Raw genomic sequence first — 23274 nt, forward strand, 5'->3', positions numbered from 1 at the left:
CAGCCAGTTTACTCTTGTCATGCCGGTGAAAAAACGGTTAGACGGAATTATTCACCCTGTCACGCATCTCCTTGCCAGGCTTAAAATGCGGGACGTATTTTCCAGCCAGAGAAACAGACTCCCCGGTTTTCGGGTTTCTGCCGATTCTCGGCGCCCGGTAGTGAAGTGAAAAACTGCCAAAACCGCGAATTTCAACGCGTTCTCCATTGGCCAGTGATTGTGACATTTGTTCTATTATTGCTTTGATAGCCAGCTCAACATCTTTTACAGACAGCTGTTGTTGCTGCTCTGCAAGCCGCTCAATCAATTCAGACCGGGTCATTGCCATGGTTCCTTTCCCCTGCCACTCCCTGATGGAAAGTACTCACCAAACGAAATCCTGCTACCTGACTGATCGGACAGAAATTCCAATTTCATTTGGTAGGTGCTTATTAAATTCCAAAGCCCGTCAACCATTGAAACGCGTAAATACCAACCTATCTCAGTTCTGTTGTGATTTACCCGCGATCGACTTAGGGCATGAAGCCAGTACAGACGATTCCTACCCTAGCTAACCCAAATCAAGAAATCAAGCAAGCTATTGATAAGCCTGCCGAAAATAGTCTCCCAGCGGCATGGCTTCGCATTTTCATCAGACGAAAAAAAACCGCAGGTTTACCCTGCGGTTTTTTTTCAAGCTTTATGGCTTAACAGTCAGATTCTGGATCTTACTTGTTTTCCATCTGGGCTTTGATCAGGTCACCGATAGTGGTAGGACCGGCAGCTTCAGGAGCAGTGTTACGCAGTTCCTTGATAGCCGCTTTATCGTCAGCTTCGTCCTTCGCTTTGATGGACAGGCTGATGTTACGGTTCTTACGATCGATGCTGATGATGCGAGCTTCTACTTCTTCGCCTTCCTTCAGGACGTTAGTCGCGTCTTCAACGCGGTCACGGCTGATTTCGGAAGCTTTCAGAGTAGCCAGAACGTCTTCTGCCAGCTCAACGGTAGCAGCCTTAGCGGTTACTTCCTTGATAACACCCTTAACGATAGAGCCCTTCTCGTTCAGACCAGCGAAGGCGTTGAACGGATCTTCAGACAGCTGCTTGATACCCAGGGAGATACGCTCACGCTCAGCGTCGATAGCCAGGATAACCGCTTCAACTTCGTCGCCCTTACGGTACTGACGAACAGCTTCTTCACCCGCTTCGTTCCAGGAGATGTCAGACAGGTGAACCAGACCGTCGATACCACCGTCCAGACCGATGAAGATACCGAAGTCAGTGATAGACTTGATCTTACCAGCCAGCTTGTCGCCCTTGTTGAAGGAACCGGAGAAGTCTTCCCATGGGTTGGTCTTGCACTGCTTGATACCCAGAGAGATACGACGACGCTCTTCGTCGATGTCCAGAACCTGAACTTCAACTTCGTCACCCAGAGCAACAACCTTGGATGGGTGGATGTTCTTGTTGGTCCAGTCCATTTCGGAAACGTGTACCAGACCTTCAACACCTTCTTCCAGCTCAACGAAGCAGCCGTAGTCAGTCAGGTTGGTTACGCGACCGGAAGCACGGGTGCCTTCCGGGAAGCGGTTAGTGATAGCTACCCATGGATCTTCACCCAGCTGCTTCAGACCCAGAGATACGCGGTTGCGCTCACGGTCGAACTTCAGAACCTTAACGTTGATCTCGTCACCAACATTAACGATTTCGCTAGGATGCTTGATGCGCTTCCAGGCCATGTCAGTGATGTGCAGCAGGCCGTCAACACCACCCAGATCTACGAACGCGCCGTAGTCGGTCAGGTTCTTAACGATACCCTTAACTTCCAGACCTTCCTGCAGAGTGCCCAGCAGCTCTTCACGCTCAGCGCTGTTTTCAGCTTCCAGTACGGAACGACGGGAAACAACAACGTTGTTGCGCTTCTGGTCCAGCTTGATTACCTTGAATTCCAGCTCTTTGCCTTCCAGGTGAGCAGTGTCACGTACTGGACGAACGTCAACCAGAGAACCAGGCAGGAACGCACGGATAGTGTTAACGTCAACAGTGAAGCCGCCTTTGACTTTACCGGAGATAACACCTTTAACAATTTCTTCAGCTTCGAAGGCTTTTTCCAGCTCGCCCCAAGCTTCCATACGCTTGGCTTTTTCACGAGACAGACGAGTTTCACCGAAACCATCTTCAACAGCGTCCAGAGCAACCTGAACTTCATCGCCAACAGCGATGGTCAGTTCGCCCTGTTCGTTCAGGAACTGAGCTTTAGGGATAACGCCTTCAGACTTCAGACCAGCGTGTACAGTCACCCAGTCGTTGTCGATATCGATTACCTGGCCGCTAACAATAGCGCCCGGCTTCATTTCGATTTCTTGCAGGCTTTCTTCAAACAGATCAGCAAAGCTTTCGCTCATGGTCATTCCTATCAATTCGACAGTGTAGTCAGAGCACCCCCGGGGCGGGATGTTGTTCTACCTGCCGGCCACACCGCCAGTCAGTGTGGGTTAGTTTCATTCAGTCCGGAGCTGGAAACACTGGCATTCAGCCAATTCCGGACTCTTTGGATTAATACAGACAACAACCGATCATCTGTACTTTAAAAATAACAGGCTGCCTGACACTGCCAGACAGCCTGTTTATTATTCTCTCATGCTGATTCAGGATTGAACCACCGGGCACGTCAGCTCAGAGCTTCGGATACCGGTCAATCAGATAAGACCTTTCTGTCGCATACCATCCAGTATACGACTAAATACTTCCTGAATGGTCAGACGGGTGCTGTCCAGTTGCAGGGCATCGTCAGCCGGTTTGAGCGGAGCCACTTCGCGATTCATATCGCGCTCGTCCCGCGCCTGAATGTCAGCTAAAAGCTGATCAAAACTAGCATCAATTCCTTTCAGTTGCAACTGGTTTTGTCGGCGTTTTGCCCGCTCTTCGGCACTGGCCGTGAGATAGACCTTGAAGTTCGCAGCCGGGAACACAACCGTTCCCATATCACGACCATCAGCCACCAGACCCGGCGCATGGGCAAAATCTCGCTGACGCATCAACAGTGCCGCGCGAACCTTGGGCTGTGTTGCCACTTTCGATGCCTTTGCACCGACTTCCTCAGTGCGCAGGTTGGCTCCGACCTTTTCCCCTTCGAGAATAATGGTCATACCTTCCCCGTCCTGACCCGGCTCAAACTGCACATCAAGGTGCCCCGCCAACACTTCCAGAGAAGCTTCGTCAGCAAAATCAACACCATGATTAATAGCAGCCAGAGCGGTCAGTCGGTACAAAGCACCACTGTCCAACAAATGCCAGCCCAGCTCTTTTGCCAGAAGGGCTGCTACTGTACCTTTACCGGACCCGCTGGGACCATCAATGGTCACAACGGGCGCATTCGTTCTGTACACCTGAGGTTCAGCACCTCTGCCAGAAGACTGCATGTCCAGCTCAGGGTTATCAGAGTTACTCACTCGTCTTGTCCTTCAACAGATAATTTCAGGCCGACATGACTGGCCAGCCTGACAAAATTCGGGAACGAAGTCGCTACATTAGCGCAATCCTTGATGCGGATAACACCTTGCGCCTGCAGCGACGCTACCGCAAACGCCATGGCAATTCGATGATCTCCATGGCTTTCTACGGTTCCTGCCGCAAAAGGTTTGCCACCTTTGACAATCATACCATCCGGCAGAGCCTCGGCATCAATACCCAGAGCCTGCAAACCATCGGCCATTGCCTGTATCCGGTCGCTTTCCTTGACGCGCAACTCTTCAGCACCGCGCAGAATGGTCTCACCCCCGGCACAGGCTGCTGCAACAAACAACACTGGAAACTCGTCAATAGCCAGAGGCACAAGGTGCTCGGGAATTTCAATCCCTTTTAGCGGCGCGTAGCGCACACGAATATCGGCAACCGGTTCACCACCCACCAGCTTCTCATTCGACAGACTAATGTCCGCACCCATAAGACGCAGAATATCCAGCACGCCGGTTCGGGTCGGATTAATACCCACATGAGGCAACAGCAGATCCGAACCTTCCGCGATACTGGCTGCCACCATAAAAAACGCAGCGGATGAGATATCAGCGGGCACATCAATTTTGGTAGCGGTCAGCTTACCGCCCCCGCAAACAGATACCCGGTCACCATCAACGGCAACAGGATACCCGAACCCGGACAACATTCGATTCGTATGATCACGCACAATTCCCGGAGCAACCGTAGACGTTTCACCTTCCGCATACAGTCCGGCCAGCAGCAGGCAGGACTGCACCTGTGCGGAAGCTACCGGCAAATCATAGTGAATGCCGGACAGTTTTTGACCACCTTTAATCACCAGAGGCGGACGACCACCTTCTGACGTTTCAATGGCAGCGCCCATTTCCAACAGAGGTTTAACCACACGATTCATGGGCCGACCCGACAAGGAGGTATCGCCCGTCAGGGTGACATCAAACGATTGCGCAGCCATCAGTCCGGACATCAGACGCATGGCTGTTCCGGCATTGCCCAGATAGAGAGGCCCCGGAGGTTGCTGCAGACCGTGCATACCGACGCCATGAATGGTAACCCGTCCATCGTGCGGACCTTCAATATCCACCCCCATGTCACGAAAGGCCTGCAACGTGGCCATGGCATCCTCGCCTTCCAGAAAGCCATCCACAACGGTTTCGCCCTCAGCGAGGGCCCCCAGCATAATAGAACGATGGGAAACCGATTTATCACCGGGAACTCGCAGTTCACCAGAGACTTTACCACCCGGCTGGGCAACAAAGGTTTGCTGTACTTCATTCATAGTTTTAGAGTCACTCAGCGTGGTCATATAGGCTCTTCTTTCCAACAGGCTGGTAAAGTGTCGCCGAGCAGTGGATGCCCGTTCAAAAATACCCAGCATGCGTTGGCTGTCTTTATTAATAATGGCGTTCCGAAGCCCTTCAAGACCTTCTGTAAAACGATCCAGCGCCTGCAACACGGCATCCCGGTTACCCAGGGCAATATCATGCCACATAGTCGGGTCACTGCCGGCAATCCGGGTAAAATCCCGAAAACCTCCGGCAGCGTAACGAAATATTTCCTGATTCTCCCGGTTCCCTGCCAGCGTATCGACCAGAGAGAAAGCCAGAAAGTGCGGCAAATGACTGGTCAAGGCCAACACTTCATCATGGTGAGCCACAGCCATGGTATCGACGTGCGCCCCACACTGCTGCCACAGCGATTTAACCAGACCGATTGCATGAGCATTCGTGTGCGGAAGCGGTGTCAGTATGACTTTATGACCTTTAAACAGATCAACCTGCGCAGCCGTGACACCACTTTTTTCAGAACCGGCAATCGGATGCCCCGGAACCAGACTTGCAGGCACTTCACCAAACAGTTGTCGTGCAGATTCAACCAGGGAACCTTTGCAACTTCCAACATCGGTAATGACCTTATCTTCAAGAGGCACCGCCAGCAGCTGCCTGAGCACTGCCGGCATGGCCAGCATCGGAACCGCCAGCATAATCACATCTGCACGGCTCACACCCTCCTGAAGGTCATAACAGGGAGAGTCAATCAATCCGGTTTCAACAGCGATATCAACAGAGTCCCGGTGACGATCAAAACCCGCCACCTCATTACACACTCTTTTTGCCTTTAACGCTGCTGCAAAAGAACCGCCAATAAGACCCAGCCCCAACACCAGAACATTAATGCTCTTGTCCTTCAACGTCCAATTATCCACTAGATTACCGCTTCTTTTACTTCAGCCAATGCTTGCAGAAAACGATCATTTTCTTCCGGCAGACCTATGGACACCCTTAAATGCCGCAGCATTCCATAATTGGCAACAGGGCGAACAATCACCCCTTTCTCCAACAACTTCTGATAAACCACCATGGCATCGCCACCGGTATCAAAAGTAATAAAGTTTCCTTTAGAAGGTATGTAGGCAAAGCCCTGATCCTGAAGACCAGTAGCTACCTTTTCCAGCCCTTCAGAGTTCAATGACCGGGAGCGAGCCAGGTAGTCCTCATCTTCCAGAACAGCAACCGCTGCCGCCTCACCCAGATTATTCACATTAAACGGCTGTCGTAGCTTATTTAGCACGCTGGCAATATTCTTACTGGATACGGAATAACCGACTCGACTACCCGCAAGGCCATAGGCTTTAGAAAAGGTTCGCGTCACCACCAGATTGGGGTATTGGTTCAAGAGAGCGATACCGTCAGGATGTTTTTCATCCTGCACATATTCAAAATACGCTTCATCCAGAACAACGATAATATCGTTACGCACCTTGTCCAGAAAACACACCAGCTCATCCCGGGAAAAAGCGGTTCCTGTCGGATTGTTAGGATTGGCCAGAAAGATCATGCGGGTATCTTCCCGAACCGCATCAGCCATCGCTTCCAGATCATGCCCCCAGTTTCTGGCTGGCACAACAATACTTTCGGCACCGGCTGCCTTCACAGCAATCGGATAAACGACAAACGCATATTCCGAGAAAACAGCCGACACTCCAGGTTTTAACCATGACTGCGCCAGCAGCACCAGTACGTCATTGGAACCATTGCCGAACGTTATCTGCTCCGGCAGAACCTGCAATTTCTGACTCAAAGCCTGACGCAGATTAAACAGGTTACCATCCGGATAACGGGCAATATCTGACAGTTGTCGCTTAATTGAAGCCAGCGAAGAAGGTGCCGGCCCCAATGGATTCTCATTACTGGCCAGCTTGACTATATCCGCTTCATCCAGACCCTGCTCTCTTGCCAGCTCCTCTATCGGTTTACCCGGCAAATAAGGGCTCAACGACCTTACCCCCGAAACGGCCAGCTCGACGAAATCACACCCCATAAATCACCTGTTCACTTATTTTTAAAGTACACCTTTAGGGTAAGAACCCAGCACCTTCAGATCGTTAGCGCGCTCTCCCAACCGCTCCAGAACAATATTGACCACAGGGTCATCGATATGCCCTGAAAAATCGATAAAGAAGACATAATTCCAGGTACCACTGCGCGACGGTCTGGTCTCAATTCGGGTCAGGTCAATATTGTGCACCTGAAAGACCTCCAGAATAGCATGCAGAGCACCGGGCTGGTTTCTCATGCTAACGACGATGGATGTTTTATCCGCACCACTGATCTGCACATCCTGATTACCAATAATCAGAAAGCGGGTTGAGTTATCTGGCTGATCTTCAATTTTCTCGGCTATTTTTTCCAGACCGTACATTTCTGCGGCCATATCTCCGGCAATAGCTGCGGCATTCCACTCACCCTTGATTCGGCGGGCAGCTTCAGCATTGGAGTTGACTGCAACGCGTTCCGCCATTGGCCAGTGAGCATCCAGCCATTTACGACACTGCGCCAGTGACTGGGCATGAGAATAAATACGGGTGATATGATCCCGACGGGTGTTTTCCGACACCAGCATGTGCTGGTGTATTCGCAACACCACTTCACCACAGATTTTAAGATTGGAATCCATAAAGCTGTCGAGGGTATGACTGACGACACCTTCCGTGGAGTTTTCCACCGGTACAACGCCATAATTGACCGCACCGGCGGTCACTTCACGAAACACCTCATCGATGGCTGACATAGGTACACAGACAGCCGAATGCCCAAAATGCTTAATCGCTGCCTGCTGAGTAAACGTACCTTCTGGCCCCAGAAACGCCACCTTTACCGGTTCTTCCAAAGCCAGACAGGCCGACATAATTTCCCGAAACAGACGCGCCATTTCTTCGTCATCAAGTGGCCCGTCGTTGCGATCCATTACACGACGCAAAACCTGTGCCTCACGTTCCGGACGGTAATAGACAGCATCCCTGTTTTGCTGCTGCTTAACCTGCGCCACAGCCTGGGCACACTTTGCCCTGTCACTGATCAGCTTCAGGATTTCACCATCGAGCTTATCGATGCTCTCGCGCAGCTCTGCCAGCTTGTCATCTGTCATAGTTATTCTCAGCTCTTTTTACTGCAATCAAACACTTTCAGACAGCCTGATGTCTGCCATCTGAAAGCCGGATAGTTGACCAAAACCTGTCAGCCATAACGGCGTTCAAATTCCTGCATAAAGCTCACCAGCGCATCCACATGGCTCTCCGGTACTGCATTATAGAGACTGGCTCTCATGCCGCCCACTGCCTTATGCCCCTTGAGATAAAGAAAACCTTCCTTTGCGGCCTCTACCAGAAATACAGCGTCCAACTCCGGATCTGCGAGAGTAAAAGGCACATTCATACGGGAACACCAGCAGGGATCAATATTATTGCTATAAAAGCGCGTACTTTCTATCTGCCCATACAGCTTGCGAGCCTTTCGCTCGTTAATTTTATCCATTTCCGCCAGTCCGCCCCGACGTTTCAGCCACTTAAACACCAGCCCTGCCAGATACCAGGCGAAGGTCGACGGCGTGTTGTACATGGAATCCTTACTGGCCTGCGTGGCATAATCCCAGACTGCCGGGCAGGCAGAGGTATGCTTTTCCAGCAGGTCATCGCGCACAATCACCACCGTCAAACCAGCTGGACCGATGTTCTTTTGGGCACCGGCATAAATCACACCAAACTTGCTGACATCAATGGGTCTGGACAAGATGTTGGAAGACATATCGGCTACCAGTGGCACATCACCGGTTTCAGGAATATAGGGAAATTCCAGGCCACCGATCGTTTCATTCGGCGTGTAATGCACATAGGCCGCATCACTACTGAACCGCCACTGCTCCTGTGAAGGCATCTGCCGGAATCCGGACAGCTTGCCATCAGCAATAATATTCACATTCAGGTAACGCTGGGCTTCCTTGATGGCAGACTGCGCCCAGTGACCACTGTTGACGTAATCCGCACTTTTTTTACTGCCCTTGAGGTTCAGGGGAACCGCGGCAAACTGCCCACGGGCACCACCCTGCAGAAACAACACCTTGTAATTGGCAGGAATGTTCATCAGATCACGTAAATCCTGCTCGGACTCTTCCGCGACCTTAATAAACTCTTTCCCCCGGTGACTGATTTCCATCACCGAAGTTCCCATTCCATTAAAATCGAGCAGCTCTTCTCTGGCCTGCTCCAGCACTTCTCTTGGAATAGGCGCAGGGCCGGCAGAAAAGTTAAATACCTGTTTATCTATTGTTTCCGGATTATCCATCGTTACAGGACCAATAATATTATTCACAATTTACTCTCCAGACTGACTCCAAGCCGCCGCATCCATTACCTCCCCAGTTGTAACGGATATACCCATCGCCTTTGAAGATGTGGGGGGTGTTGGCTGCTCACGGCAACTGCTCCTGCGTTGCTCTAGCTCCTGCATCCATGCAGTCGTCACTCACCCCGATCACCTACTATTCGTAGGCTCACGGGGCTTCACTCCTTTGCCGCCTACCCACATCTCCAAATCCAACGGGTATATAGAAATTACGACAGACAAACCAATGGTGACAGACAAAAACGCCAGCATTGAACGCTGGCGTTTTATTCAGTCAGACCTTTCAGTCATCTTGCCCGGTAGTGCCGGTTTCTTCAGTATCTACAGAGACTTCTTCTGCATTTACGTCTTCACCATCTGGCACTTCACCATCCAACACTTCATCATCCAGCAAGCCACCTTCTTCAGGCTCTTCCACCCGGGCAACGCCTACCAGCTTCTCGCCTTCCTGAACCTTGATCAGGGTGACGCCCTGGGTATTACGACTCATAACAGAAATTTCGTCAACACGGGTGCGCACCAGGGTGCCCTGATCGGAAATCAGCATCACCTCTTCGCCATCCTGCACCTGAATCGCACCAACGATATGACCATTACGATCAGTACACTGCATGGAGATAACGCCCTGACCACCACGACCGGTGATTCGGAAATCTTCCACACAGGTGCGCTTACCAAAACCATTTTCACTGGCGGTCAGAATCTGCGCACCGTCTTCTGGAATAATCAGGGAAATGACGCGCTGATCATCGTGCAGTTTGATACCGCGAACACCACGGGCGGTACGTCCCACCTGACGCACATCGGTTTCTTCAAAACGAATAGCCTTGCCCGCATTGGACAACAGCATGACCTGTTTTTCACCATCCGTAATCTGGGCTCCAACCAACGTATCGCCTTCTTCCAGACCCAGCGCAATCAAACCACTGGTACGTGGACGGGAGAACTGCTCCAGCGGCGTTTTCTTCACGGTACCCTGGGCAGTCGCCATAAAGACGTAATGCCCTTCTGTATACTCTTCCACAGGCAGCATGGCAGTGATGCGCTCACCTTCTTCCAGCGGCAGAATATTCACAATCGGACGACCACGGGAGGTACGACCGGCTTCCGGAATCTGGTAGACCTTGAGCCAGTACACCTTACCTTTACTGGAGAAACACAGAATCTGGGTATGCGTGTTCGCCACCAGCATGTGTTCAACATAATCTTCTTCTTTCACAGAAGCCGCTGACTTACCACGACCACCACGACGCTGCGCCTGATAGGTATCCAGTGTCGTCGTTTTCGCGTAACCGCCATGAGACAGGGTCACCACCATGTCTTCTTCATCGATCAGGTCTTCAACGGTCAGATCGCGTCGGGAGCTGGTGATTTCAGTACGACGCTCGTCGCCGTATTCTTCCTTCACTTTTTCCAGCTCTTCACGAATCACTTCCAGCAGACGAGCCGGACTGGCCAGAATGTGCAGCAATTCGGCGATACGCTCAATCAGATCACGATACTCTTCCAGCAGCTTATCGATTTCCAGACCGGTCAGGCGGTTCAGGCGCATTTCCAGAATCGCTTTCGCCTGTGCCGGAGACAGGTAATACTTACCGTCTTCACGCATTCCGAACTGCTCTGGCAGGTCCTCAGGGCGACAGGCATCAGCCCCTGCACGGGAAGCCATCTCGTTCACATAACCCGGCTCCCAACCTTGCGCCATCAGTTTTTCCTGAGCTTCGCTGGAGGTCGGAGAAGCTTTGATCAGCTCGATCATCGGATCAATGTTGGACAGCGCGACTGCCAGACCTTCCACCAGGTGACCACGTTCACGGGCTTTACGCAGTTCGTAAACGGTTCTACGGGTCACTACCTCGCGACGATGGCGGATAAAAGCTTCCAGCATCTGCTTGAGGTTCAGGATCTTCGGCTGACCATCCACCAGTGCGACAATATTAATGCCAAACACTGATTCCAATTGGGTCTGGGCGTACAGGTTGTTCAGTACCACGTCAGCATTTTCACCGCGACGCAGCTCAATAACAACACGCATGCCGTCTTTGTCTGATTCATCCCGCAGTTCGCTGATGCCTTCGATTTTCTTGTCTTTGACCAGCTCGGCTATTTTTTCGATCAGACGCGCTTTGTTCAGCTGATAAGGCAGCTCAGTAACAATAATCGTACTTTTATTACGCTTTTCATCGTGTTCAATGTCAGCACGGGCACGAATATAGATACGACCACGACCTGAACGGTAAGCCTGCAGAATACCCGCACGGCCATTGATGATGGCTGCCGTCGGGAAGTCCGGACCCGGAATGTATTCCATCAGGTCATCAACAGACAGGCTTTCATCATCAATCAATGCCAGACAGCCATTAATGACTTCGGTCAGATTGTGAGGAGGAATATTGGTCGCCATACCCACAGCAATACCGGCCGAACCGTTCACCAGCAGGTTTGGAATACGGGTAGGCATAACGGCAGGAATTTGCTCACTGCCGTCGTAGTTGGGTACGTAGTCAACGGTTTCCTTATCAAGATCCGCCATAATGTCATGGCTGATCTTTTGCATACGAATTTCCGTATAACGCATGGCCGCTGCGGAATCGCCGTCAACGGAACCAAAGTTACCCTGGCCGTCCACCAGCATGTAGCGCATGGAGAAAGGCTGGGCCATACGTACGATAGTGTCGTATACCGCGCTGTCGCCGTGGGGGTGATATTTACCGATTACGTCACCCACCACACGGGCGGATTTTTTATAGGGCTTATTCCAGTCATTGCCCAGTTCGTTCATCGCGAACAGTACACGCCTGTGCACAGGCTTCAGCCCGTCTCGCACATCAGGCAAGGCTCGCCCGACGATAACACTCATGGCGTAGTCCAGGTAGGACTGCTTGAGTTCGTCTTCGATGTTTACCGGAAGAATCTCTTTAGCGATATCTGTCATGGAAACCCAGTCGTCCTTTTGCTTGCGTCTGCCAGACACCTGCTGGCATCCATTCCGAACCCCTTTCAGCAAATAGCCCGGAGCTATCGACTGAAAGCAGCCCTACGTGCGGCAGACTTGAAACCCGGAGATCGATCGATGAAAACTGCCAGACCAATGATTTAACATGTTGTTTCCCCAGCTACGTTAACAAACGAACTGCCAACAAACGGGGTATCACGATAAAACGGTGCAGCTTGCGATTCTTTCGGTACTCTGGTTCCGATTCATTCGGTCATCGTGGTTTCAGAAGCAAAACCCGACCTGGATGACCGGCAACAAAATTTGGTGTCAATAAAGACGAAATAATACCACAGACCTGCCTGAAACTGCGAGTCAAACACACTTCAGGGCAACTAACAGAGGTAAACTATCGTTCAACTTCTGGTTTGAGTCTGTGAAATCGTGGAATACCTGAAGCTTGTGCCTGAATCATTCTGAACCACTGACTGAACTATCTACTGAACTATCTACTGAACTATCTACTGAACTATCTACTGAACTATCGCATCAGCATAGGTATAATCCCCAAAATACAAACAATGATGTTCTGCAGAGCTTCCCGACAGAGAACGCCTCGACAGAATAGCGACAAGACCGGAACCCGTTGTACTATGACGCACCCTTCAGATCCCCGTTCACCCAAGCCAGAGAACCATTCTGTGAATAATGTTGATCCAGCCGAGATCGCCAAGTTTGAAGAGCTAGCCAGTCGTTGGTGGGATATGGAAGGCGAATTCAAACCACTGCACGAAATCAATCCGCTTCGTCTGAATTACATTGATGAACGGGTCGGTCTGGCCGGCAAAAAAGTACTGGATGTCGGTTGCGGTGGTGGAATTCTCAGCGAATCCATGGCGCTGCGCGGCGCCGATGTCACCGGTATTGATATGGGCGAAGCGCCTCTGTCGGTTGCACGCCTGCACAGCCTTGAAAGCGAAGTTCCCGTGACTTACCGGAAAATAACGGTTGAAGAACTGGCCGAAGAAATGCCCGGTAGCTTTGACGTGGTGACCTGTCTGGAAATGCTGGAACATGTGCCGGATCCCGGTTCTGTGATTCGTGCCTGCAGCAAACTGCTTAAGCCCGGTGGACAGATTTTCTTTGCCACTATTAACCGCACACCCAAGGCCTGGCTATTTGCCATTGTCGGGGCTGAGTATGTACTGAATTTGCTGCCCAAAGGCACCCACGAACACGGCAAATTTATAAAACCCTCTGAACTGCACGCCTGGATGCGTAAAGCGCAATTGCAGCTACACCATATCACTGGCATGGTGTACAACCCGCTGACCAGAATTTATCGGTTAAAGGACGGTGATACGGATGTTAATTACCTGATGCACGGCAGCAAACCCGACTGACTCTTTCAGATAGAATCTTTTTTCTGCTGCAATCCTCAAAGTTACTCTACACGGAGACATTATGCCGCACACGAAATATGCCATTGAGGGCATATTATTTGACCTTGACGGAACGCTGATGGATACCGCCAGTGACTTTGTGACAGTGGTACACCAGATGCTGAGTGACGACAAGCTACCTTTAATGGATGCCAGCATCATTCGCAATAATGTATCCGCTGGTTCCCGTCGTCTGGTTGAACTGGCTTATCAACTGGAACCGGGCACCGATGACGTTGAACATCACCGCAACAGGCTACTGGACTACTACGACCGTCTGATCAAACAATCTGACCGCAGCAACCCTGCGAAGCTCTATCCGGGCATGCACACACTTCTGGACGAACTTGATAACAAAGGCATTCCCTGGGGCATTGTCACCAACAAACCCGAACCTTACGCCCACATTCTGGTTGAACAGAGCCAGCTGATGCAACGCTGCCATACCCTGATCTGCCCGGAAAATGTCAGCCAGGCCAAACCCTCACCTGAGTCGTTGCTATTGGCCAGCAAGCAGGCAAAGTGTTCACCCGAAGCCACTGTTTATGTCGGTGATCACGAACGGGATATCATTGCCGGCAAACGTGCCGGAATGTTTACTGTCACCGCCCACTATGGCTACATCACGCCCCGGGAACAGCCGTTCAGCTGGCAGGCCGATCTGGATATACAAAATGCCGACGAGCTATTGCCCTGGCTGAATACACACCATTGGCAGATTCCGGCTAACCGCTAAACAAAAAAGGAGTTATCCACGATGTTTAAGTACGACGCTCCACCCGCACTATTAAAAGACAAAATTATTCTGGTGACAGGAGCCGGAAGTGGCATTGGCCGGACCGCTGCCCTGACTTATGCAAGTTACGGTGCAACTGTCGTTTTACTGGGACGAACCACCAGCAAGCTTGAGGCTGTCTACGACGAGATAGAAAGTAACGGCTGGCCACAGGCCGCTATTTATCCCATGAATCTTGAGGGTGCCAGTGAGCAGGACTATGCCAACCTTGCAGCCACTCTGGAACAGGAGTTCGGTCATCTTGATGGCCTTCTGAATAACGCCGGACTGCTGGGTGAACTCAAACCCATTGCCCAGTACGATGCGGAGACCTGGCAGCGGGTCATGCAGGTGAATCTCAATGCGCCGTTTCTACTGACCAGAGAGTTACTACCACTGCTTCGCAATGCCGACCACGCTTCGGTGATTTTCACTTCCTCTACCGTCGGACACGAAGGACGCGCCAACTGGGGCGCTTACAGTGTTTCCAAATTTGCTACAGAAGGATTAATGCAGACACTGGCGGATGAAGAGGATGGCATCAGTCAGGTGCGCGTCAACAGTCTGAATCCGGGCGGAACCCGAACCGCCATGCGCGCCACCGCCTTCCCCGGAGAAGCAGCAGACGCCAGACCGGCTCCGGAAGAGATTATGCCACTTTATCTCTACCTGATGAGCACTGACAGCATCAATGAGAGTGGCAAGGCTTTCCACGCTCAGCGCTAGGAGCCTGTCGTACTTACCACTGTCAAAAAATATTTGTCACAATTAACCCATTCCTGAGCCCTCGACTAGTTTTATTCGTCTAACACACCAAACAAACGAATAAGCTACCGAGGGACATATGCTGACTATCAAAACAGCGTCAACATTTCTGTTTTGCGCTGCCCTGTCCGCCCTGTGTTGGTCAGACCAACCCGACGACTATTCACAAAAGGACCTGAACGAGGAAATCGTCATTGCCGGTCACTGGCAACACTATGCGCCGGAATACGACGCCCTGTTTTATCAGGCGTTCAACACTGCCCGGCAAAACCTGCCTGAGCTTATTCAAAAAGCCCCTCAGGGCAAAAAGCTCGCCATCGTCACTGACATCGACGATACCCTTCTTGAGGGTGTCACCTATTTCACCAGCCTCCGGGGAACCGACCAGCAGCGAACCACTGAACGCTCGATCCGGTGGTGGCAGAATCAACCGACCTACGCCCTGCCCGGCACCGTGCGTTTTTTTAACGACGCGCACAACCAGGGCATTGAAGTGTTCTACATCAGCGGTCGTTACAACGAGGTCAAGGAAGTCACGATCAAACGATTAAAAGAGTTTGGCTACCCGGTGATCGATCAGAACCATGTATTACTGCAGGAAACGGACTACAAAGTCCTTAGTAAAGAAGGTAAACGACAAGCCATCCGGGATCAGGGTTATCAGATACTCATGGTGTTTGGTGACCAGCTGTCCGATCTTGGCGAATCGCCCGATCACGACTACCGACTGAGGCGTCAGTGGGTCATTGACAATAAAGCGCATTTTGGTCGCGACTGGTACCTCTTACCCAATGTCGCGTATGGCGCCTGGGAGGAATCACTTGCCCCTGATTACAGCAAGATGACACCTCAGGAAAAGCACGACAGCCGCCTTGCTGCTCTGGGCAACAGCCGTTTTCATGTGATCACTGATCAGGATTACGCCCGGCACCTGACCCTCGCCAGTGTCTGGACGCACACATCAGCCGATTTCACCGCCCTGTGCTATCAGGCTTATAACCGGGCCGGGCAGTTAATCAGCAAAACGTCATCCGACCTCTATAACAACCCGGTTATCATTGCCGACATTGACGGAACCGTGCTTGACTTCACCCCTGCCAAAGCCAATCTGACCAATACTCCCGCTGACATCCGGACTCCCTTTGAACAAAACGGGTACCTGACAGAACATCAATATTCCAAACCCATTCCGGGAGCTGTCGATTTTCTCAATGCTGCCAGCCAGAAGGGGTATGAAATCTTCTACGTTTCGTCTCGCCCGCTCTCAACCACGCCTGCCCCTGAAAACAACAACATTGAAAAAGCCACCATCGACAAACTTTCTGAATTCCACTTTCCCTTCGCCGACCAGCAGCATGTCCTTTTGAAGGAGGAATTCTGTTCGAGCCACGGGAAGGAAGACTGTCGCAAAGAGCACAAACGTACCGCCATCCGGAACGGTGCAGTCGATCACAAAAAACACGACATAGTGATGATAATTGGCGACTTCATGTCCGACTTCAGCCTGACTGAACAACAATTAAGCCCAGACCAGAAAGAATCGGTTGCGGCTGCTGCACAACAGTTTGGCAACGACTATATTGTTATACCCAACCCTCTGAACACCATCTGGCAGCGACAGTTCTACAGCAGGGAAGCCAACAAGCAGGGCAAGGATTTCAAACGGATGAACTGGTCAGAGCAAGCAGAAATCCGACGTTCACTCACTCGGGACTGGCCTGACAAGTTTGCGTCAGACCATAAATCAGAGTGATATCGATTTGGCAGGACCGGATACCATGAAATTCTTCAGAAGCTTCACCTGGATACTATTCCTGATAGCTCAACTTGTTCCTCCTTACGGACGAGCTCAGTCAGAAGTAAAGCTTTCTTCTGGTTATGGGTTTCCGGGCGGTGGACTGACGATCAATGAAGGCATCATCAAAAAACACTGGTTTCTTTATTACCCGGTGCCGGAGGCAGGCTCAACAGCAACAGATACCAATGTTAAAGACATGCACGCAGCACAGATTCACTGTGAAGCGCCTTCTGCTCAAGCCATGACAAGCGATCAGACGGGAAATCTGAGATGCTCTGTCGTCTATTACCTTCAGGGAAGAAACGAAGCCCGATTTGATGGCAAGGGGTATGCATTTGAAGTGACAGCCTCAATGAATGCCGATATTACCCAGTCAGCCAAGCCTTTTGAAACGTCCATTAATGCGTCCAAGGTGCATAGCAGCAAACTGATCGACCCGGTGTTAATCCGCTACAAAGACTACCGCTTTGTGATTGGCAGAAAATCCTGCGCGCCCGATACCATCAGCGCAATCCAGGGCTCGACACCCGATGCTGCAGAGAAACGTAAACTTCTGTTCTGCGGTGTCGGACTTAGTATGAAAAAAGATCACAGCACAGGCGCACTGAGTGACTGGATTGAGCTTGACGATCCCTTGCTGTCAAAAAGCGACAGTGACAATATTGCTCCAGAAGTGTTCTGGACTATTCGTAATAACCACTTAATTCTGGGAGGCCGACAGTGGCACCAGGTCATAGAACCAAAGACCAGCTATGAAGTCAGTAAAGCCACCTATATGGAAAAACTCAACTGGGTATCAGAAATTGACCAGGCCATTAAAAATGACAAAGAGCAACCTCTCGACGAGACTGACCTGAGTACATTGAAAAACCGTATTACCAAAGCATTCAGTAACTTTGAGATTTTCCCCCTTACCTGGGCCGAAAGAATCAACGCTCCTGACCACATTCTGGGCTCCGGCAATTATATAACCCTGCAGCCAGACATTCTTTTCCCCAACGACTTCCCCGGACACATGCTGGTTCACGTCCGCACTCGTATTGAATTCCCCGGGGAAGAAGCACAAAAGGCAGCGCCTATACCCTTTCCCGAACAAAACGGGATGGCTTACTCAGTCATTCTGAAATGCCACCACCACTGGGGAAAAATGAACTGCATCCCGGTATCTGTATTCGATAACCCGTGGACAAAGAACACTCTGCAGGCATTTAATGATGACTTTAAGCCACTTTACTTTATTGGTCATATCGCACCATCCGGTTCATTCAAGCCCGGCAACAGGCATCAGCTGTACCTCTACAGTACCCGGCTGTACCAGCATTTCACTGCCGATGACTTCTCTTCCAACACGATTGATAAAAACAACAAAACCCTTCTGTTACAGGTGCCTCCCGCAAACTCACAGTTCATTTCTGACACGACTTATCCGTTCTTTGACCCGTTCACGACCAGCAATCCGGCCTATGACTGCGCCCTGTTTGCCACTACGATACGAACAAAAAATCAATCCGGAATCGCTATCCTGTGTCTGGATAAAAGCAAGCTACCACCACAGAAAACACACAGATAAACCATGTGAAAATCATCACTTCCCTACCCCGTTCGGAGGCAGTGGAACGCTCTGCTGCTATCATTTTATAAGAGTTTAAAAATATTACTTTAATATCAGGGAGTTATAAAACGCATGTCAGGCTCAGGCTCAATTGATTCAGGAAGAATTTCTCCAGCCAATCTCGGCTTGAAACCGGATGTATCGCCTGTCTCCGAGAAAAGTGTCTATGTACCACCAATAAACCGGCAGGTACGGCGCTCAACAGGAGGAAAAATCAAACGCCCGGCACCGCCTCGTCCGCCCGGACCTCCAACAAACATTCAAGATCGGCACACAACCAAGGTGCCCGCAGATCAGGTCAAAACGGTTTTACCTCGTCCGCAATCAGCAGTACAACAGCCTGATCAGCCAGCAACACCCCAACCTGCAAATCCATCACCTCAGCAACGCCAGCTTTCCTCAAAATTAGACAATTTAAGCGGCAGGCTGGAGAAACTGCATGACGGGAGCACTGAAGTCACGGACAGAAGCTCAGCTTCCGGGCATAAGAGCCAGGTCAAAACCATGGAGAGTCAGGTTAAGCAGGCAAAAGCAACTGTCAACGAACTCCACAGCCTGATTAAAGAGATGGAATCCGCCGAACCTCCTGTACCTCAGGACAGCATCATGCGCGCCAAGGGGAAAGCATTAACCGCCCGAAAAACCCTCGGTACAGCAGAATTCAAATTGAGAGACGCCAAGGCCAAACTGGAATTTTTTAACTACCACAAGAAGCAGACATCAGAGCTCGGCAAAAAGCAGCGGAGTTTAAAAAACGATTTTGCCCAGCTTGATGTCAGCATCAACAAAAACGCAAACTCATCAAAAGAACATCAGGTTGTCGTTAAATTCTATGAAAAGCAGGTATCCATTGCTAAATCAGCATTAAGCAATGCAGACAAGCTGATGAAGGCTGAAGGTAAAGCCCATGAAAACAAAGTTGATATGGGTAATCACTTTCGAAGTGAAGTTCAAGATATAAAAGCCAGCATTAAAAACAGCAAGCTGCCAGCACTGCAGCGACAGCTAAAAGCTGCCAAAAAGAACCTCTCTGAAGCAAAACACAGGGAGAACAATGAAAAGCAGCAGGAATTAAAACAAAAGAAACAGGAGAAACAAGAAGCTGCCCGGAGAAAAGCAGAAGAACAGCAGGAAGCAGCACAGAGAAAAGCTCGTCAGCACCAACCGGATCAAACCAGAAAACATCAGGCGCCAACAAAGCCGCCTGCAGAGCAGCAAAAAGCTGCTGCTCCAGCACAAACAAATCAGCAACGGACATCCAATGACTCACGCGCCAAAAGAGTTGTCAAAGCGATAACCCCTAATATGCAGAACTTTTTGAGGGGCGTAAAAGGCATGTCCGCAACCGCTGTACCATTGAGAACCGTGATGCGAATGGCTCAAACACCAAACGATTTCAAACAGGCTCTGGCCGATATTCGCGAATCGGTAAGAAGCAATACTATCGACAAACAAACCGCCGCGCGCTTACGATCTCAATTGTGCCAACAAGCTGCAACCAAGATGAGCAACCCTGATTTTGTCAAGAAAATCGATAGCGTCTTTGTTCGACATATGATGTACGGCCAGCATCAGGAAAAAATGCTCGACAACTACGCCGCATCTGTAGAGACTCTGGCGAAACGACTTCCCAGGGGCTAACCCACTGCTTCCAGACTGTCATATAGTCCATTTAAACATTGTCCGCTTTTGGTGAATTGATTAGCTTATCTGCCAGCGACCCACAGAATAACAATAATCAGGAGCAGCCCTGCAAAACAGTCCGTATCTTTTGCAGGCAGATAACAACAGTCATGAATAATCTTCTGAACAAAGCCTTTAGCCCGGCCAAACTGGGTAATCTTGAACTGCGTAACCGCATTATCAAAGCCGCTACGTTTGAAGGAAAAACTCCGGGCGGTATTCCCGGTGATGCCCTGCGCCATTTCCACAAGCAACTTTGTAAAGGTGGCATTGGTATGACCACCCTGGCGTATTGTGCGACAGAAGCCGATGGCCGCATCAATAATAAAATGATGTATATGGGAGATCATATTCGCCCCCAGCTGACCGATATTATTTCCGACCTGAAATCAACTGGCGCCAAAGTGTCAGGGCAGATGGTACACTGCGGGCACTTTTCCAAAAACACCGATCTGCAACGACTGAAGCGCCCCAAAGGCCCCTCACCCATGTTCAGTGGCATCGGACTGACTGCCGGCATGCCATGGACTGACGGCATGACGGAAAAGGACATTGATTACCTGGTTGACACCTATTACAACGCCGCCCTGTTTATGAAAGAAGTCGGGTTTGACGCTATTTAAGTGCATTTCGGTCATGGTTACGGCATGAGCCAGTTTATCAGCCCGAAAACCAACAAGCGCACCGATAAATACGGAGGCAGCCTTGCCAATCGTATGCGCGTCCCGCTACGAGCACTGGAAGCCGTGAAGAAAGCAGTAGGCGACGATATTGCCATACTGGGAAAAATGAGTCTGACCGATGCGATAAAAGGCGGGCTGACGGAAGATGAAGCGGTAGAAGTAGCGGCCCATCTCGACAATGGCGGCATTGATGCCTTAATCACCAGTGGTGGCACCAGCAGTTACAACGTGATGTATATGTTCCGTGGTGATTCCATTGCCGACGGCATGGCAGAGATCATGCCAAACCGTATCATGAAGTCAGTATTCAAAGTCGTCGGCCCCAGAATCTTCAAATCCTACCCTTATGAAGAACTCTACCTGCTTGAGGGTTGCAAACGGGTTCGGGACCGGGTTAAAAACGCCCAGCTTGTTTACATCGGCGGTTGCCATACGCCAGAAAGCATTGAAACCGTCATGAGTGAAGGTATCGACTTTATTCAGCTTGGGCGCCCCCTGCTGAAAGATCCAAACTTCGTTAACAACGCTATGGCTCAGGGCAAGAAATACGTCAATGGTTGTACACACTGCAACAAGTGCGTGCCTACCATAGAAGCACCGGAAGGTATTTCCTGCGCGCTAAATCACTGACCATTTCGCCCGTATTTGCTGAATGAGTACGGGCGACATTAATACAACCACCACTCTTATTTTCAGTGTCCGTAAGCAATGCATAAATCCATTACACATTTGCTATCACCTCTGGTATTCCTGTCAGGCTGCTTTTCAGTTCAGGCAGAGACACTGCAACCGTCCAGCGCTGAGATACAGCCTGAACAACCCAACATCATTATCATGGTGGCAGACGACATAGGCTTTGCTGATCCGGGCTTTCGTGGCTCGGGCATAGAAACACCCGCCATCGACAGTCTGGCGGCAGACGGTGTGACCATGAACCGTTTTTACACCGCTCCCATTTCATCACCCACCCGGGCAGCATTGATGACGGGAAGAGACCCGATCCGACTTGGTGTCGCCTATTCCGTGGTTCTGCCTTGGGACAGTGGCGGAGTGCACACCAGTGAGCATTTCATGCCGGAAAGCTTTCAGGCAGCGGGATACCAGACCGCCATGATGGGCAAATGGCACCTTGGGCACTCTCAGGAAAACTTTCTGCCCAATCGCCGTGGCTTCGATTATTTCTACGGACACCTGCACACCGAAGTGGGTTACTACCCGCCCTTCAGCCTGCTCGGTGGCAAAGACTTTCAGGAAAATGGCAAAAGCATCGATGCTCCGGAAGGCGCAGAAGGCTATTCCACATTTTTGCTGGCAAACAAAACCTCTGAATGGATTAAGGAACGGGACAAGAGCAAACCATTCTTTCTCTACCTGCCTTTCCTTGCGCCCCATGAACCGCTGGAAGCACCCCAGACACTCATTGACAAATACGCCGACCTGAAGGATGAGCGCGGGCCAGCCCGAAGTCCATCAGACGACATATCCAAAGTATCAAAAATGACTGGCACCAAAAGCCGACGACCACTCTATGCGGCTGTGGTAGACGCCATGGATCAGGCCGTTGGCAAAGTTCTGAAAACACTGGATGACGAGAACATTGCCGACAACACGATTGTCATGTTTTTCTCCGACAATGGCGCTACCCGGGTTCATGGTCGCGGAGGCGGTGATAATGCCCCATACCGGGGTGGCAAAGGTGAAGTTTACGAAGGTGGAATTCGGGTTGTTTCCGTCATGCGCTGGCCCGATAAAATCAAATCCGGCACAATTCTGAACGATACCATGACCGTCATGGATGTTTTTCCAACCCTGACAGCTGCCAGTCGTGTAAAACCACTGAATGACTACAAGCTGGACGGTATCAACATGCTGCCAGCCCTGACTGAAGGCAAAACCGTTAAACGAAAAGAGCCTGTCTTCTTTACATCGGAGATTCCGCTGTACAACTCTTTTGGTTACACCACAATCGATGGTGACTGGAAACTGGTGCAATGGGTGACTCAGGAGCCAATGTCCACCTCGGTCACACAAGAGCTTTACAATCTGGCGGATGATCCGGGTGAATATAATGATCTGTCCAGCAAAGAACCCAAACGCGTTGCCAAAATGAGTCAGCAGATTCTGACTCGCCGGGCACTGCATCCCATTAACGGCGTTCGGGCAAGAATTTCCTCGCCTCCCGGCTGGCGTCCACCCCTCGATTGGGCAACCTATCCCAGACCATCAACAGAGCTTCAGGAGATTCCTGCTACCAGCATGGCCCCAACCAGAACGTCGGAACATGTGCTGGACTATCTGCATGACGAACGCGGGCGGCTCATTTATAACTGCGAACCGACCCATGTGCCTTTTGTTGGAGGTGTGTGCATCCCCTGATTTATCTCAGGTTCCAGCAGAAGGAATAAACGAGAAGAGGGCTCACT

At 50.7% G+C, this 23274-nt stretch carries 16 protein-coding genes and 1 pseudogene; 9 read left to right on the forward strand and 8 right to left on the reverse strand.

Annotated features, from left to right (window positions below; all coding sequences use genetic code 11):
- Positions 1–37: 37 nt before the first annotated feature.
- Positions 38–322 (reverse strand): integration host factor subunit beta, encoded by a 285-nt coding sequence (gene ihfB / locus EZMO1_RS13800; RefSeq protein WP_034873481.1) that lies wholly within the window; start codon positions 320–322, stop codon positions 38–40.
- A 197-nt stretch (positions 323–519) separates the two neighbouring features.
- Between ihfB and EZMO1_RS27325 the strand changes: the two genes are divergently transcribed.
- Positions 520–690 carry a hypothetical protein gene (locus EZMO1_RS27325; protein WP_222842115.1) on the forward strand — a complete coding sequence of 57 codons (171 nt, stop codon included), beginning with the start codon at positions 520–522 and terminating at the stop codon, positions 688–690.
- A gap of 17 nt (positions 691–707) precedes the next feature.
- Here EZMO1_RS27325 and rpsA read toward each other — a convergent pair whose 3' ends face one another.
- The 7 genes from rpsA to gyrA form a co-directional block, all read right to left on the reverse strand.
- The gene (rpsA, locus tag EZMO1_RS13805) at positions 708–2384 is read right to left on the reverse strand and encodes a 30S ribosomal protein S1 (protein ID WP_034873480.1); all 1677 of its coding nucleotides are present in this window, start codon (positions 2382–2384) and stop codon (positions 708–710) included.
- A gap of 294 nt (positions 2385–2678) precedes the next feature.
- Positions 2679–3401: a (d)CMP kinase gene (cmk, locus tag EZMO1_RS13810; protein ID WP_051789519.1), complete on the reverse strand. Its 723-nt coding sequence runs from the start codon at positions 3399–3401 to the stop codon at positions 2679–2681.
- Positions 3402–3427: 26 nt separating this feature from the next.
- Entirely contained in the window at positions 3428–5683 is a 2256-nt protein-coding gene (locus tag EZMO1_RS13815; protein WP_236631931.1) for a bifunctional prephenate dehydrogenase/3-phosphoshikimate 1-carboxyvinyltransferase, read from the reverse strand.
- Positions 5683–6753: a histidinol-phosphate transaminase gene (hisC, locus tag EZMO1_RS13820; RefSeq protein WP_330217106.1), complete on the reverse strand. Its 1071-nt coding sequence runs from the start codon at positions 6751–6753 to the stop codon at positions 5683–5685. Before hisC ends, EZMO1_RS13815 begins: the two co-directional genes overlap by 1 nt.
- 66 nt (positions 6754–6819) lie before the next feature.
- Complete coding sequence (gene pheA, locus EZMO1_RS13825) at positions 6820–7905, reverse strand: prephenate dehydratase (protein ID WP_086936415.1); 1086 nt, start codon at positions 7903–7905, stop codon at positions 6820–6822.
- 89 nt (positions 7906–7994) lie between these two features.
- On the reverse strand, positions 7995–9098 hold the full coding sequence (gene serC / locus EZMO1_RS13830) for a 3-phosphoserine/phosphohydroxythreonine transaminase (RefSeq protein ID WP_034873477.1): 1104 nt from the start codon (positions 9096–9098) through the stop codon (positions 7995–7997).
- 343 nt (positions 9099–9441) lie between these two features.
- Positions 9442–12093 (reverse strand): DNA gyrase subunit A, encoded by a 2652-nt coding sequence (gene gyrA / locus EZMO1_RS13835; RefSeq protein WP_034873476.1) that lies wholly within the window; start codon positions 12091–12093, stop codon positions 9442–9444.
- Between the two features lie 653 nt (positions 12094–12746).
- On the opposite strand from gyrA, the gene ubiG reads away from it, so the two are divergent.
- The 8 genes and pseudogenes from ubiG (at position 12747) to EZMO1_RS13875 (ending at position 23227) form a co-directional block, all read left to right on the forward strand.
- Positions 12747–13496: a bifunctional 2-polyprenyl-6-hydroxyphenol methylase/3-demethylubiquinol 3-O-methyltransferase UbiG gene (gene ubiG, locus EZMO1_RS13840; RefSeq protein ID WP_201772132.1), complete on the forward strand. Its 750-nt coding sequence runs from the start codon at positions 12747–12749 to the stop codon at positions 13494–13496.
- Between the two features lie 61 nt (positions 13497–13557).
- On the forward strand, positions 13558–14271 hold the full coding sequence (locus EZMO1_RS13845) for an HAD family hydrolase (RefSeq protein ID WP_051789274.1): 714 nt from the start codon (positions 13558–13560) through the stop codon (positions 14269–14271).
- A gap of 21 nt (positions 14272–14292) precedes the next feature.
- Entirely contained in the window at positions 14293–15036 is a 744-nt protein-coding gene (locus tag EZMO1_RS13850; RefSeq protein ID WP_034872805.1) for a YciK family oxidoreductase, read from the forward strand.
- A 118-nt stretch (positions 15037–15154) separates the two neighbouring features.
- A complete protein-coding gene (locus tag EZMO1_RS13855) occupies positions 15155–16828 on the forward strand; it encodes an HAD family acid phosphatase (protein ID WP_034872803.1) in 1674 nt (557 codons plus the stop codon).
- Positions 16829–16853: 25 nt separating this feature from the next.
- Positions 16854–18443 (forward strand): hypothetical protein, encoded by a 1590-nt coding sequence (locus EZMO1_RS13860; RefSeq protein ID WP_145912602.1) that lies wholly within the window; start codon positions 16854–16856, stop codon positions 18441–18443.
- A gap of 546 nt (positions 18444–18989) precedes the next feature.
- Positions 18990–20126, forward strand: coding sequence for a hypothetical protein (locus tag EZMO1_RS13865; protein ID WP_145912603.1), 1137 nt, complete (start codon positions 18990–18992; stop codon positions 20124–20126).
- 152 nt (positions 20127–20278) lie between these two features.
- Positions 20279–21481, forward strand: a pseudogene (locus tag EZMO1_RS27650) (NADH:flavin oxidoreductase).
- Positions 21482–21559: 78 nt separating this feature from the next.
- Entirely contained in the window at positions 21560–23227 is a 1668-nt protein-coding gene (locus EZMO1_RS13875; RefSeq protein ID WP_082211572.1) for an arylsulfatase B, read from the forward strand.
- The last annotated feature ends 47 nt before the right edge of the window (positions 23228–23274 follow it).

The organism is Endozoicomonas montiporae CL-33 (assembly GCF_001583435.1).
GTDB classification, from domain to species: Bacteria; Pseudomonadota; Gammaproteobacteria; order Pseudomonadales; family Endozoicomonadaceae; genus Endozoicomonas_A; species Endozoicomonas_A montiporae.